At 65.4% G+C, this 15,491-nt stretch carries 6 protein-coding genes; 1 reads left to right on the top strand and 5 read right to left on the bottom strand.

The features are described 5' to 3' along the window. Positions 1 to 110: 110 nt before the first annotated feature. Genes ACI1US_RS02975 through ACI1US_RS02960 form a run of 4 tightly spaced genes read right to left on the bottom strand, consistent with a single transcriptional unit; the run spans position 111 to position 4,165 of the window. Complete coding sequence (locus ACI1US_RS02975) at positions 111 to 1,265, bottom strand: AI-2E family transporter (protein ID WP_461638046.1); 1,155 nt, start codon at positions 1,263 to 1,265, stop codon at positions 111 to 113. Positions 1,266 to 1,293: 28 nt separating this feature from the next. Next, positions 1,294 to 2,259: a TIGR00730 family Rossman fold protein gene (locus ACI1US_RS02970; protein WP_461638044.1), complete on the bottom strand. Its 966-nt coding sequence runs from the start codon at positions 2,257 to 2,259 to the stop codon at positions 1,294 to 1,296. Then, a complete protein-coding gene (locus ACI1US_RS02965; RefSeq protein WP_461638042.1) occupies positions 2,256 to 3,686 on the bottom strand; it encodes a pirin family protein in 1,431 nt (476 codons plus the stop codon). Before ACI1US_RS02965 ends, ACI1US_RS02970 begins: the two co-directional genes overlap by 4 nt. Before the next feature lie 23 nt (positions 3,687 to 3,709). Further along, positions 3,710 to 4,165: a DUF3817 domain-containing protein gene (locus ACI1US_RS02960; protein ID WP_461638040.1), complete on the bottom strand. Its 456-nt coding sequence runs from the start codon at positions 4,163 to 4,165 to the stop codon at positions 3,710 to 3,712. A 480-nt stretch (positions 4,166 to 4,645) separates the two neighbouring features. On the opposite strand from ACI1US_RS02960, the gene ACI1US_RS02955 reads away from it, so the two are divergent. Then, positions 4,646 to 13,474 carry a VWA domain-containing protein gene (locus tag ACI1US_RS02955; protein ID WP_461638039.1) on the top strand — a complete coding sequence of 2,943 codons (8,829 nt, stop codon included), beginning with the start codon at positions 4,646 to 4,648 and terminating at the stop codon, positions 13,472 to 13,474. Between the two features lie 398 nt (positions 13,475 to 13,872). Here the strand turns inward: ACI1US_RS02955 and ACI1US_RS02950 are convergent, their stop codons facing one another. After that, positions 13,873 to 15,375, bottom strand: a complete 1,503-nt coding sequence (locus ACI1US_RS02950) for a peptide MFS transporter (RefSeq protein WP_461638037.1) — start codon at positions 15,373 to 15,375, stop codon at positions 13,873 to 13,875. Positions 15,376 to 15,491 lie beyond the last annotated feature (116 nt).

Here is a 15,491-nt window from a genome sequence, read left to right as displayed (position 1 = left end):
CCGTGTTATCTATTCCGCCCCGTGTTTGGCCCTCGCAAGGGTCGGTCTAGATTAATCGGGGCAGGGAGGAATTGCGGAGGGTCGCGCGGGGCCAAACGGGCTCAGGGCCGCTACGCCATTGCCGACCCAGACCCAGACCCAGACCCAGACCCAGACCCAGACCCAGACCCGGACCCCGGCCGGGGGCTGTGCTCGGTCGCCGCGTTGTCGCCCGAGAGCCAGCGCAGCCAGCGAAGCTCAGGGTCTCGTTCGAGGATCAGCGCGCGCACGAGCAGCGTCAGCGGGATCGCGAGGATTGCGCCGAGCGGGCCGATGATGAAGGTCCAGAACAGCACCGATGCGAAGCTGAGTGTGAGGCTCAGGCTGACCGCATCGCTCACGAACTTCGGCTGGATAAGCACCTGTAGCAGCACGTTCGCGATGGCGTAGACCGCGATCACGGCGAGCATGAGCGTGGGGCCGCCGACAACGAGCGCGAGGATCGCGGGCGGGACTAGCCCGAGTACGAACCCGATGTTCGGCACGAAGTTCGTCACGAACGAGAGGATCGCCCACACGAGCGGCGCGGGGATCCCGAGGGCCCACAGCGCGAACCCGTCGACGACGGCGACGAGCAGCCCGAAGGCGGCGTTCACGACGTAGTAGCGGCGAACGTTGCCGTTGAACTCAGCGAAGCGGCGCACCCGTGGCGCGGCCGACGGGCCGAAGGAGCGGGTCGCCTTCGCGAAGCGGCCAGCGTCTGCGGCCATGAAGATCGCGTACGCAAAGATGAAGAACAGGGCGGTGAGGATGCCGAAAATGCTGCTACCCAGCGATGTCGCGTAGCTGATGATGCGCGACGGAGTGAGCATCGAAGTGAGCGCGTCGGTGATTTGGGCGCTGAGTCCGAGCGAGGTGAAAAACTCGAAGAGCTTGTCGGCGGTCGCGCGAAGCTCGCCGCTGTACGCGATGACGAGTTGCGTGAACTCGGCGGTCGCAAATGCGAGCATGCCAGCGAGTACCAGCAGCACCGCCCAGGAGAGGGCCACGACGAGCGATGTGGAGATCCAACTCGGCCAGCCGCGGCGATCGAAGGGCCGCCTGAGCGGGCTGCAAATAATCACGATGACCGCCGCGATCGCGAGCGGGCCCACGATCGAACTCGCTTGAGATACGCCAGCGAGCACGACGACCGCGGCCGCGAGCCCGAGGAGCACGGTCACCGATGGCGGCAGACCGGTGCGAGGCGGCGGGCCGTCAGGTGAGGGGTTCGTGGCGTCGCTCATGCACTCAGCGTAATGGAACCAGGCTGGATCACGACCACTTGGGTTGCGGCGGCTGCCACGCGGCAAGCTTGTCGAAGAGCTCTGCGGGTTCGCTCGCGACGATGAGTGAGGCGCGCGCGGCAGGCGACGAGAAGCCGGCATCGACCATCGCGTCGAGCGCGCCGAGCAGCGGCTGCCAGTACCCGCCCACGTCGTAGATGGCTACCGGCTTGGCGTGGATTCCGAGCGTCACCCAGGTCCACACCTCGAAGATCTCCTCGAGCGTGCCTGGACCGCCGGGAAGGGCGACGAAGGCGTCGGTGAGCTCGGCCATGCGGCGCTTGCGCTCGGGCATCGACGAGACGACCTCGAGCCGGGTGAGGCCCGTGTGCCCGGTCTCGCCGGCGAGCAGCGACTCGGTGATCACCCCGAAGGTGTTGCCGCCGGCAGTGAGCACGGCGTCGGCGACGGTGCCCATGAGGCCCACCTTGCCGCCGCCGTAGACGAGGTCGATGCCAGCGTGCGCCATGGCGGTGCCGAAGTCGCGCGCTGCTGCGGCGAACTCGGGGGAGTTGCCGAGCGCCGAGCCGGTGAACACGGCGAGTCGCTGGGGCGGGCGGGCGGCACGCGCGAGCGCAGGAAAGACGTGCTCGGTGTTGAGCGGGGCCATCGCCGGGTGATCCCGCGTGGGATCCACCCACTCGAGGTGTTCGATCTCGGCGAGCGGCTGATCCACCGCGATGTACGGGTGCTCAAACACGTGCGCGACAACGTCGCGACCCGGCTCATTTGCGGCCGGTGAGCGGAACTCGCCGAGCCCGCGCAGCCACAGCGGGTCGAGCTCGATCCCGAGCTCCTCCCGGAACTCGCGGATCGCGGTGTCTCGCGGATCTTCGCCGGGCTCCGGCTTCCCGCCGGGCAGCATGAGCGTCGAGGTTCCGCGTTTGCGCACGTTGAGCACCCGGCCCTCGGGGTCGCGCATCACTACTGCGCTCACCCGAATGGCTTCGCTCACGCGGCGGGCCAGTCGACTGCGTCTTCGAACTCGGGGTGCTTCTTCAGCCAGGCGACGACGAACGGGCAGTACGGCACGATGCGCACTCCCGCGTCGCGGGTGTCCGCGAGTGCTTCGGCGACGAGCGTACCGGCGAGGCCGCGGCCGCCGAACTTCTCGTCGATCTCGGTGTGCACGAAGGCTCGTCCCTCGTCGCGCGCAGTCAGCCGGTAGGCGGTGAAGCCCGCGAGGAGCTCCCCGTCGTATATCGCGTAGCGTTTTGCGTCGGGTTCGTGGACGACGCGAATTGAGTCAGAAATCTCGGGTACCTCGGTTTCTCTCGGGCCTGTTGGATGAGCCGGCGGGGTCTGCGTTGCCGATTTGGTGGGCGGCGTTGCCGACGTGGTCTGGATTGTCGCCGACTCCGCGGGCAGCGGCGGCAACTGGCTGCGGGGGAGCAGTCTCGCAGTGGGAAGCGCGGGCGCGGGCAGCGGCGGCTCGGGCTCGTTGTCGGGAAGTCCGTAGCGATCGTCTGCGGGGAGCGGCCCGGCGCCCGCCGCATCGAGGGTGGCCTGCCACGCGTCGCGTGCTGCCGCGACCTCCTCGTGGCTGCCGCCGATGAAGTTCCACCACATCACGAGCTCTTCGCGCAGCGGCTCGCCGCCGATAAGGAGGATCCTCGCGCCCTCGGTGCCGGCGACCACGCGAAGTGCCGAGCAGCCCGCCGCGGCGTAGCCGAGATCTGCAGGGTTGAGGATCGTGCCGCTTCCGGCATCCGGCGCGAGCGTGACCTGGCCGCTGTCGACGAGTACGCCGTGTTCGTGGCGCGAATCCACCGTGATGTCGAGTGTCGCACCCGGTTCGAGCGTGAGCTCCGCGCCGACGAGCGGCGTGTGGGTCTCGACGGGTGAGGTGTCGCCGAGCAGCGAGCCGAGGAACACCTGCGCGGTGTATCCGGGGCCGCTGGTGACGGGCGGCGCGTAGTGGTCGAAGCGCTTGTCGATGCCGCGAGCGCGCGCGGGGAGCGCGACCCAGAGCTGGGCACCGTGCAGCACGGTGGTGTCTGCGGTGGATCGCTCGGAGTGGCTAATGCCCGAGCCGGCGGTCATGAGGTTGAGTTCGCCCGGCCGCACCATCGCGTGGTTGCCCGCGCTGTCGCGGTGTTCGATCGTGCCGGAGAATAGCCAGCTCACGGTCTGCAGCCCGATGTGCGGGTGGGCGGCAACGTTCATACCGCCCGTCTCGGCGACGTTGTCTGGCCCGTAGTGATCGAGGAAGCACCAGGCGCCGATGAGGCTCCTGCTGCGCTGCGGAAGCGTGCGGCGCACGTTCATGCCGCGCAGGCCGCCGAGAGGAACGTCGCGCGGCTCGAGGACCTCGACGTCGCCGGGTTGGCCCTGCCCCGGGGTGCAGACGCGCTCGGTGGGTGCGGTTTCAAGATTGCTCATGCTGTGACTCCTTTCGGAGGATACTAGCCCCTCGGCACGGGCGGGCCGAGCCAGAGGAGCACAACAAAGACGATCGCGACGAGAGCCGCGATGAGAACGATCGAGAGGATCGGGCGGCGGAGGATCCACGCCTGCACATGCTCGACGAAGCCCTGGGGTGCGTCGCCGCCGGGTGCGAGCCGCCACGGGCCCGCGAGCATGCTGCGCTTGTCGAGCCAGCGCTCGAACGGGTACGTGGCAAAGGGGATCACTGCGAGGAGCAACCCAGTGACGCCGACGCCCGCGCGCCAACGCTGGTTGACCCACACGAACACCGTCGTGACGCAGTAGGCGAGGAAGACGAAGCCGTGGAGACCTCCGGCGATCCTGACCGCGCCGTCGGTTACTCCGGTCGCTCGGAGGATGAGCGCGGCAATGAGGCCCGCCCAGGTGATCACTTCTGCGGTGGCGAACAAGCGGAACAGGTTTCTCGGGCTCATAGTGCTCTCCATCTTGCCGTATTCCGATGGGAGGCGTCAGCGTTGCTCAACGTAACGATTGTGCTATCGAATATGAATTTCGCGATTTATTTGCCGGGACGCTGGTATCGGGAACGACGTGCTCGGAGCGAGCCTGCTGGCGGATCGGCCAGGGCGCGGTTGAGGAGAAAACCCAAGTTCACACTCATGTTCTTCCGGGGTTCCTATGCCCGGAAGGAAACATGTTTCGCCCACGAAGTAAGCGCCAGTCTCATTAGTAAAACATAGGTTTCGCACTCCTGTCGGCTTGCGTTTCCGGGAAAGGATGCCTAGGGTCATGACTGCAGTCGTGCCTTGGGGGCAAGTAGTACGACGGTAAAAATACGACAGCATCATTGGGGATGGGGATTCCGCATGTCAAAAAGTCGAACGCGCCATTTTTCGGCGCCCGAAAAACGTATAACCACGCGCCGAAAGGTTGGTCGGGCATTCGCAATGCTCGTGGCCGCAGCGGTGGTGTATACCGGGCTTCCTACCGCGGCGTTTGCCGCAGTAGAGCCGGATCCGACCGAGAGCGCACTTCAGCAGGCCGTCACGGACGCGCCCGCAGAACTGACGCCGGGTGAGGAGCCCGCCGAGACACCGGCTCCCGAGCAGGAGCCCGGAGGTGAGAACACCGGAGCCCCCGCACCGGGCGTACCCGAAGAGGGCGAGCCCGAGGCCCCGGCGGAACCCGAAGTCGAGGCTCCGGTCGAAGAAGCACCGCAGGCCGAGGGCCTCGCCCCACTAGCGGCCCCAGCTCCGAAGGCTGCCCCGCTTGCCGCGTCGCCGAACAGCGGACCAGGAACGGGAACCGCTCCTGGAAAGAGCGAGGTGCTCATCCGGGTCTCAGCAATGGGGGACCGTCTGTCTCCGTCAGGATCGATCGGTAACCTCGCAGGCGCGACCTTTGGTGCATACGAAGCGACGAGCCTCACGAAGCCGACCAACACGACGCCTTCGGCCACCTGTACGACTGATAGCTCCGGCAAATGCTGGATGAAGGTGCCGACGAGGGGAAGCTCCAACAAGAACGGCTATATTGTGCGGGCAGACGCCACCCCGACGGGCTGGAGCGCGCTGCCCGAGTTGAACCTTGAAGCTAGCGAGTCAGAGCCCTACTCGTACTACACCGGAGCGACGGCAAGCGGGGGAAGTGTGTCGAGTCGCACGTTCACCTATCCGACCGTGGAAACATCATGGTTCCCATCGGATCGGCAGAGCAGTGGCAAGTGGGCGAGTGCCCGCACCAACCCTCAGCTTGATGCAGTGTGCGGAGTTGACGTCGCGCTGCTCGTTGACCTCTCCAGCTCCGTGACCAGTTCTGCTCTCACGCAGATCCGCGCAGCTTCGAAGAGCGTAATTGACGCGCTCACGGGTACCCCGTCGAAGGTCGCGATTCAGACTTTTGGGACGAGCGCACCGGCGAACAATACGACCGGGAACAACAACGCTTTTATGCCGCTGAGGAGCGTCGCGACACAAGCAGAAGCTGATGTCGTGCTGCGTAAGGCTCAGGGAATCGCCGTGCCGAACAACCAGAAGACGAACTGGGACCAAGGGTTCTGGTCATTAAACGAGATCGCTGACGATGGTGAACTCGACATGGTGATCATGATCACTGACGGGCTCCCGACAACGTTCGGGAGTGGATCAGACGGCAGTAACTCGGCGAACTTCGAACGGATCGAAAACTCGGTCGCTTCGGCCAACGCGCTCAAGAGCCACGGCGTTGGCATCATCGCCGTTGGTGTTGGAGACGGAATCTCAGGTTCCGCGGAGAACCTCCGCGCGATCTCCGGGCCGGTAGCTGGCAAAGACTATTACCAGGTCAAGAACTGGAATGACCTTGCAGCGCAGATGAAAGCGCTCTCCTCCAAGAACTGCGAGGGCACCGTTAACGTCGTCAAGCAGGTCATTCCTGCTGGTGGCACGATCGACAGTGCGGCACCGCGCGCGAGCTGGGGCTTCACAGCTACAGCTCCCGCGGCCACGGTCCGCACCGACGTCAAGGACAGCAGCTTCGCAACGAGTGCGCAGGGTGTCACCGGAAACACGGGGGCCATTGGATTCCGCTCGAGCTTCGAAGGAACGAGCGAAGGCCAACGCAAGCTCAGTATTTCCGAGGAGTTGACGCCGCAGTACAGCATTGCGAAGCAGGACGGGAAGAACGCGGTCTGCGTGCGCACTGACACGAAAAAGCCCGTGCCTGTCACAAACACCGGTACGGCAACGAACCCGGGATTCACCGTTGACCCGATCCAAAACGCGACGGTCTCCTGTGTGGTCTACAACCAGGCACTGGATCTCTCGGCGAAACTTCGGGTTGACAAGGTCTGGAAGATCGACGCCGACGGAGATGGCAAGTTCGAGGAGACGACTCAGGCCAATACGGCCCCGCAATCACTCCCCGGGCTCAACGCAAGCCTGCAGCTCACGGACAACGCCAGCCTGCCCGGCGGCAGCGTGAACTTTGGCCAGACCCTCTCAGACCTCGGCCTGAACTCGACGGTGCGTGTTTCAGAGAGTGTCACCGGGCTTCCTGCCCTGTGCACGAACACCGCAACATTCACCCCCGCGCTCAGCGACGGGCTCACCAAGCTCACCAAAACGAGTAAGCAGGGCGTGAACGAGGTCACCCTCACGAACACCGTGACCTGTGAACAGCCGAAGCTGACGCTCGAAAAGCAGCTCTCACACGGGCAGACCCCGGTGACCGACTGGACACTCGACGCGATCGCCCCGGAGGGCGCGCTCGCAGGGCCGAGCGGTAAGTCAGGCCACGCCGACGCAACCGCGCCGGTGACCGCCGGTACGAACTATGCGCTCGCCGAAGCACCGGGCACGCCCGAAGCTGAGGGCTACACCCAGCAGTGGGCACCCACGGAGCAAGCCGACTGGGCCGCAAACCACGAGGCCGGCGCGACCGGATCGTGGGAGTGCGTGGCAGCGACCAGCGTGAAAGACGGGGTTCCCACCTGGGGCACCTCCGTTGTCGACGGCGCAAACGGAGGCGTCTCGGTCGAAGCTGGCGAGTGGCTGAAGTGCGCGGCGGTCAACGACCCCAAGCCGACGCTCGAGCTCGTGAAGCAGGTGCAGGTCGGCGACGAACTGCAGACGGTTGAGCTCGGCGACGACCGCTGGACGCTGTCGGCAACGTGGGCCGCGCCCGACGCAGCCGACGCGATCACCCCGTTCCCCGGAGAACAGCAGCCCCTGCAGGGTGCTGGCGGTGTCAAGGCAACGCACGTGCTGCCCGGTCACTACTCGCTCAGCGAGTCTGCCGAGCAGAACGGCTTTGACAACGGCACAGCGTTCAGCTGCGTTGTGAACGACGGGGATCCTCAGCTCATTGCTGCGGGCTCCGACGAGACGCTCGCGCTCGCTGCGGGCGACAACGCGGTCTGCACGATCGTGAACACCGCGAAGGCGGCACCCCTGACCGTCGAAAAGAGCGACGGCAAGGTCGTGCAGCTCGAGGGTGGCCTCTGGCAGATTGATTACGACATCGCTGTGAAGAACGACAGCCCGGTGCCGAGTAGCTACACGCTCGAGGACACTCTGAAGTTCGGTACTGGCTTCTCCGTGAGGACGGCGAGCTGGATCAACGAGGGCGGCGCTCCCTCGGCGAACACCCCGATCAAGGCACACAGCACGGACACGTACACCTTCCGCGTGATTGCATCGTTCGACAAGACCGTAGAGAATCCACAGCTCACCTGTGATGCCGAGACCGGAGGGGCGTTCTTCAATACCGCGCACATCTCCTTCCCAGGCGGCGAAGACAGCGATAACGCCTGCGCCGAACCGGGATCGCCCACCGTGGTGAAGACAGCGCTGCCAGTAACGCAGAACAGCGACGGTACCTGGGCAGTTAGCTACGAGATTGTTGTCACTAACGGTTCGAAGGCGACTGTCGCGTACGACCTCACAGAGACTGTGAGTGCGATGCCGCCAGGGGCGACGTTGGTCCAAGTGGACAGCGTGTCATCGACTGGGGGCTCGCTGAAGTCCGGGTGGAATGGGAGCGGCGTTCTCGTCGGCAATCTGACCCTTCGGCCGGGTGGCGTGCACACCTCCACGGTGGTACTCAGGGTCAAGGTCGACGCCACGGCATCGCCCGAGGCGCTCGTCTGTGACACCGCAGGGAATGCCGGGGTCTGGAACACGGCAACCGTGGCCAACCACTTCGATGAGCCCTCGTCGCAAGCCTGCGCGTCGATCGAGATTGCCAAGGCAGACGTCGAGAAGCAGGTCTCGAAGGTCATCCAGCTCGACAACGGCTCGTGGCAGGTCACCTATGACGTGATCGCGAAGAACCAGTCAAGCAAGCACAAGGCGATCTACAATCTCAGCGACGAGCTCCGCTTCGGCGGCGGCATCACCGTCACGGAGGCAAGCTGGGCTGGGCCGGGCGACGCGACCGGCAGTTTCGCAACAGACGGCACCGCGACGCTCGCGACGAACCGCGCGCTCGCCGCAGGTGGTACCGAGAAGTACTCAGTCACGGTGCTCGCCACCATCGACCAGGCAGCGTGGTCCGCGGAAGACTCCGCGCTCACCTGTGACGTCGACGGCGAAGCCGGCGGCTTCTTGAACACCGCCGCGATCACGGCTGCCGGGGTCACTGAGCAGGCGAGTGCCTGTGACGAGCCCAAGCTACCGAAGATCACGAAGAAGGCAGTCGGCGCGGTGCAGGATCCGACGGACCCCGACCTGTGGCTCGTGAGCTACGAGCTGAGGGTCAAGACCGGCGGCTTCGGCTCCGCCTACACGCTGAGCGACACCCCGGCGTTTGCGCCGGGCATCACTCTCGGAGCGGGCACCGCGCAGCGCACCGACACTGACCCGGCTGGCGACGCAGTCGCAATCACCTCCGGGGCACCGTTCGGTGACACCCCGGTGAAGATTGGGGCGGACGACAAGACGCACACCTGGCTCGTGACCTGGGAGGCGCGCCTCGGCGACGCGATCCCTGCCGAGCAGCGTGTGTGTGGCGAGCCCGGAAGCGGCCTGTTCAACACGGCGAACCTGATCCAGGGCGACGAGGTCACCGGTGGCGACACCGCGTGCCTCCCCGCGCCCGAGCGTGTGCAGCCGAAGGCGTCGAAGCAGGTCGCGAAGGCGGTGCAGGGGCCGAACGGCGACTGGGCCATCGACTACGATCTCGTCGTGAAGCTCCCCAAGAAGGGCGAGAAGAACCCGGACGGGCTGTCGGCGAATTACACCCTGAGCGACACCCTCGCGTACGGCGGCGGGATCGACGTGCAGTCGGCCTCGTGGACCGGGCCGGGCAGTGCCGCGGGCGACTTCACCGCGGGTGCCTGGAGCGCGGACATCGCGCAGGGAGCAACGATCGCGGCTGGGGACACTCACAGGTACCGCGTGACGGTGGTCGCCTCCGTGACCGCAGCCGCAGTCGAGGCTGGCACCACAGAGTGCCTCACCGATGGCGAGGCAGGCGGCTTCCTGAACACCGCAAAGCTCGTCTCGGCGGGCACCCCGACTCTGGTCGAGGCGTGCGCCGAGCCGAAGCTGCCGACGATCGAGAAAACAGCGGTCGGAGCGGTGCAGGACGAAACTGATCCAGAGCTGTGGCACGTGATGTACCAGCTCACCGTCACCGGCAGCGGCTTCGACTCGTCGTACACGCTCACCGACACCCCGGACTTCGCCGACGGCGTCGTCCTCGGAAAGGGCACAGCGCAGCGCGCGGACACCGAACCCGTAGGGGACGCCTTCGAGATCACCGCGGGCGATCCTTTCAAGGGAGGGCCCGTGAAGATCGGCGCTGACGACAAGCCGCACACGTGGCTCGTCACCTGGGAGGCGCACGTCGGAAACGACATGCCCGCTGACCAGCAGCAGTGCGAGGGGCCGGGCACCGGCTTCTTCAACTCGGCAACCCTCACTCAGGGCGATACCGTGATCGGTGACGGAAGCGTGTGTCTGCCGGTGCAGGATCGCGTGTACCCGGGCGTCACGAAGACCGTTGTCGACGTGGCCCAGGGCCCGAGCGGTGACTGGAACGTGGGCTACGAGCTCGTGGTCACGCTCCCCGCACAGGGCGAGACGAACCCCAGCGGGCTCTCCGCGAAGTACGACCTCAGTGACGCGCTCGCCTTCGGCGAAGGCATCGACGTGAAGTCGGCCTCCTGGACCGGCCCCGGCAACGCCAAGGGAGATTTCTCGGGCACCGACTGGAGCGCCGCGATCGCGAAGAAGCAGGCGATTCAGGCCGGTGACACCCACACCTACCGGGTGAGCGTCACTGCGGCAGTCCCGCCGAAGGCCATCGACGACGGCGGCGCCACGTGCTCCGAAGGCGGCGAGGCCGGCGGGTTCTTGAACACCGCCGAGCTCGTCTCGGGCGCGGTCACTACCCCGGTGCAGGCGTGCGCGGAGCCCGCGCTCCCGAAGATCACGAAGTCCGCGGTCGGGGCGGAGCAGGATGCTGAGGATCCTGACCTGTGGCACGTGAGCTACAAGCTCGCTGTCGCCACCGGCGGCTTCGACTCCTCCTATACCCTTTCGGACACTCCGGACTTTGCGAACGGCGTCACCCTCGGTGACGGCACCGCGAAGCGCACGGATACCGACCCGCAGGGGCGTGCGTTCGCAATCGAATCGGGCAAGCCATTCGCGAGCGAGCCGGTGAAGATCGGCGCGGAGGATCGGGCGCACACTTGGCTCGTGACCTGGGAGGCGCGCGTCGACAACGACGTGACCGCCGAGGCGAGTGAGTGCGCAGGCCCGGGCAAGGGCTTCTTCAACACCGCAGAGCTCACACAGGGAGACACCGTCGCCGGTGACGACGGCGCGTGCATCCCCGTGCCTGAGCGTGCACAACCTACCGTGTCTAAGAAGGTCGTCAAGACGATCCAGGACCCGGATGGGCTGTGGAAGATCAGCTATGACCTCGTCGTGAAGAACCCAGACGCCCTCGCGGCGAAGTACGAGCTCACCGACACGCTCGCGTTCGGTGACGGGATCGACGTGAAGTCGGCCTCGTGGACCGGGCCAAACGGCAAGGGTGACTTCTCTGACACGAAGTGGAACGCTGACATTGCGGCGGGCACGCTCATCGCAGCCGGCGACACCCACACCTACCGGGTGACGGTGGCCGCTGAGGTCACGCCGAAGGCCATCGAGGCAGGCACTACAGCGTGCCTCCCCGAGGGGAAGGCCGGCGGTTTCTTGAACACCGCCAAGCTCGTCTCTGGCGGGGCGTCGACCCCGGCCGGGGCCTGCGCCGAGCCGCTCCACCCGACGATCGAAAAGACCGGCGGGAAGACAGTGGACAACGGTGACGGCACCTTTGATCTCGACTACGAGATCAAAGTGAAGTACCCGGAGACCGACGCGCGACACCCTGTCGGAGTGAGTTTCACGCTGCAGGATGAACCGCAGATGCCGAAGGGCGTCGAGACCGTCGGTGGCTGGTCGGCTGAGGCCGCAACCGCGGCCACCCCGCAGCCGCAGAACCCACGTAGCCCGGTCTCGGGGGAGTGGACCATCGTGCAGGGTGCACAGTTCACGCCGGACACCCTCGCTGACGGAATCACAGAATTCGTCTACCGGGTGACTGCGACGGTGAAGGTCTCACCGATCGATGCACCGGAGGCACAGGTCTGCGAGGATACCGGCGAGACCGGCATCCTGATCCCGAACATCGGGCGCATCGTGTCGGGTGGCTTCATCGCCGAGGACAGCGGCTGCCAGGCCGTGAACTTCAGTGATGTGAGCATCACCAAGGCCGCCGGCCTCGCAGAGGGGGAGACCTCGGTCGCGCCCGGTGACACGTTTGACTACGTGCTCACTGTGACGAACCACGGCACGGAGGCAGCGAAGAATGTGAAGGTCACCGATAACGCCCTCAACGATCGCTTGAAGATCACGGGGCTGACGGTGGGCGAGCACGCTGCTTGGGGCCCTGCCCCCGGCTACACCGGAAACAAGGTCGAGCTCACACTCGATGAGATTCCGGTTGGCGAGTCGGTCGAGGTGCGGATCAGCGTCGAGTTCATGCCAGCAGCTGTGTTGCAGGCTGAGCCGATCCTCTCGGGCGCTCCCACACCCGACGCTCCGGCCGCACTCGATGAACTCACGAACACCGCGTGCGTGGAGATGGCTGGGGATGCGAACGCCGACAACAACTGTGCTGAGGTGCAGGTACCGGTGCGAGACCTCACCGCAACCGTCTACACGCTCTGTGTGGCTGATGCGCCGATGCTTGGATGGTCGGTCGAGAAGTCGGAGCTGCTCAAGGAGAAGCCGGTGAACTTCCGGTGGACCCCTGATGCGGCAAACGCGGACACGAAGCCTGCAGAGGTCTCCCTCGTGGAGCCGGGCGGCTCGACGAACTGGAACGGAACTGAAACCTGGCCTGGCTCCGCGTTTACGCCCTCGGGCATCAGCGTCGACTATCCGGGCTGGCGTACGCTGCGGCTCTCGGACATGGCCCCTGGCGGTGGCTACCTGCTGCCGGGAACCACGACCGTGATGACCGCAGAGCAAGCCTCGGAGTACGTGTTCAACGGGTTGATTCTTGATCCGAGTGAGCTCGACTACTCGTGGCGCGGGGACACAACCATTCAGTTCTCGGTGAACCCGGAGCTCACGTTCAACGCGAGCTACCCGCCTGCAACCGCCGGTTGTGGGGCGGCACGGCACGCACAGGTTGAGATTGCGAAGGACGCGAGCGTCGATCGCATTGAGGCTGGCAAGTCCTTCGACTACACGCTGGCTGTGCAAAACGTGAGCGATGACAGTGCCGCGGAGGGCGTCGTCGTCACTGACGAGATCCCGGCCGGGCTCAAGGTCACTGACGTGACCTGGGCTGGCAAGGACTTGGCTGGCACGTTCCCGAACTGGAGTGAGTGCGATGTGACCGGGCAGAGCTCGGGCGGTTACGGCGGAACGCTCAGCTGTGAGCTGTTCGGGCCGCTCCAGCCGAAGGGCTCGAGCGATGGTGCCTCGCAGGCACCTGTGATCACTCTCTCGGTGACGGTGGATCCGCAAGCGAAGAGCGCTGGCATCACGAACACCGCGACCGTGGATTACCACACGTTCGGCGATCCGAAGGATGCTGGAAAGCACTCTGATGATGCGGCCGTGCAGGTGACGGCACTCCCCGGTGGCGGTGGCCACGCCGGTGACAAGCCTCGCGGGGTGTTGTCGGCGACGGGCGCTCAGGTTGGCGGGCTCCTCGGAAGTGGCATCGCGGTGCTGCTGCTGGGAGCCGGAGCGCTGCTCTGGGCCCGCAGGCGGAAGCAGCACGCAGCGGAGTAGCTGGAAACAGTGAGGGGCGGGTCAGCGATGGCCCGCCCTCTCAGCCTCACCGTCGAATGACTTGACAGGAATGGTGGTTCAGCGAATGATAAGTAAAAGCACAGACGATGGCTTGAACTTTCATTGGATAGGTTCCAGACTGTCGCGGAAATTGGGTTTGCGATGAAGCAAGAGCATGGCTGCAGGCGCGGCACGGCGATTCACGCGCCCGCCCTCGAGCGATCCCGGAGGAAGACATTGCACCAGTAACAGGTGCCCTCAGCCCGCAGCGCAGGGTGTCGAGGCTTCCCCCCAGAACCACTCGACGAATCATCCCAACCCAGCTGCGATGATAAAGAAAGGCCGGTCGAAGCCCCAACTTCGACCGGCCTTTCGCCGCGCGGATCCTACGCTGACTGTTAGCGAATCCCGCCCATGAGGCGCAGCACCGGCCCACGCATGAGGAACAGAATGGCACCGACGGCGATCGACGCGCCGCCAAGCGCGAGGAAGTACGGGACCTCGTTCTCAGGCGTGTAGAAGCGCGACAGGGTTCCTGACGCGGCCGAGCCGAGCGAAATCGACAGGAAGAACAGCGCGACCATCTGCGAGTGGAACGCACGCGGTGCGAGCTTCGTCGCGAGCGACTGCCCCACGGGCGAGATGCTCAGCTCAGCGATGGTGAGCAGCAGAATGATGAACGCGTAGGCAATGAGCGGCACCGTGTTGTTCGCGCCGCCCGCGAACGGGATGAAGCACAGGAATGCGACGCCCATGACCGACGTTCCGATCGCGAACTTCACGGGGGTGCTTGGCTGGCGATCGCCGAGCTTCACCCACATCGCCGCGAAAACACCGGCAAGAATGATGATGAGCAGCGGGTTGATCGTCTGCACCATGCTCGGCGGCATCTCCCAACCGAAAATGGTGCGGTTCAGGCGCTGATCGGCGTAGATCGCGAGCACCGTGAACTGCTGCTGCGACAGCGACCAGAACACGGCCGAGGCGAGGAACAGCGGAATGAACGACGCGACCTGCTTGCGCTCGCTCTTCGTCACCTGATGGCTGGTGAGAATCACGGTGAACAGCACGACGACGGCGATCACGATCAGCACGACAACGATTGCCGAGAGGTTCTCAGCGGTAATGATCCCGAACGACAGCGCGAGCGCGATGATCGCGATTGCTGCGACGAACACGACAGCCCAGATGCGCTTCTGGCTGGCAGACAGCGGGTTGTTCGGCTTCCGGCTCGAATCGCTCACGGTGTGCTTGCGCATTGCCAGATACTGGACCAGGCCGATCGCCATTCCGATCGCGGCCAGGCCGAAGCCCCAGTGGAAGCCCTTCCAGCCCCAGAGGGCGCTGGTGAGCAGCGGGCCGGCGAAGCCGCCGATGTTTACGCCCATGTAGTAGATCGAGAACGCGGCGTCGCGGCGCTGGTCGCCCTTCTCGTACAGGTCGCCGAGCACCGTCGACGTCGTAGTCTTCAGTGATCCCGAGCCAAGGGCGACACCCACGAGGCCGATCGCGAGACCGATGACGCCTGGGACGAACGCGAGGGCGAGGTGGCCGACCATGATCAGGCATGCGGCCGTGAGCAGCGTCCGCTCAGCGCCCAGTACGCGGTCTGCGACCCAGCCGCCGAGCACCGCCGACAGATAGACGAGACCGCCGTACGCGCCGACGATCGAGGTCGCAGCGGTCTGCGACATCCCCAAACCACCGTCGGTGACCGAGTAGTAGATGTAGAACGCGAGCAGCGCCTGCATTCCGTAGAAGCTAAAACGCTCCCACATTTCGACGCCCGCGAGATTTGCGAGCCCCCACGGATGGCCAAAGAAGCCGCGTTGTGGCGACTTCGACGACTCGGGCTGCTTCGCCGGAGTCGGGCTATCGGGCTGCGTGGTGGGTGATGACACGTGTTCCCCCCTGGGGTACGACGCGACGGAAAACTCCTCGCAACGCGGTGCTGTGCGGTAGCGGTGCAGCGCAGTGCGAGGGCGCACCGCTGCGGATCCATTTTCAGTGAATGTGG

The organism is Leucobacter sp. BZR 635 (assembly GCF_048061935.2).
Classification (GTDB): Bacteria; Actinomycetota; Actinomycetes; order Actinomycetales; family Microbacteriaceae; genus Leucobacter.
The sequence above is the reverse complement of the archived record's forward strand: the minus strand, read 5'-3'. Positions and strand labels throughout refer to the sequence as shown.

Bases quoted from the DNA above. Each gene is read 5' to 3' on its own strand.
- ACI1US_RS02975 (WP_461638046.1), bottom strand. From the start codon at position 1,265: ATGAGCGACGCCACGAACCCCTCACCTGACGGCCCGCCGCCTCGCACC.
- ACI1US_RS02960 (WP_461638040.1), bottom strand. From the start codon at position 4,165: ATGAGCCCGAGAAACCTGTTCCGCTTGTTCGCCACCGCAGAAGTGATC.
- ACI1US_RS02965 (WP_461638042.1), bottom strand. From the start codon at position 3,686: ATGAGCAATCTTGAAACCGCACCCACCGAGCGCGTCTGCACCCCGGGG.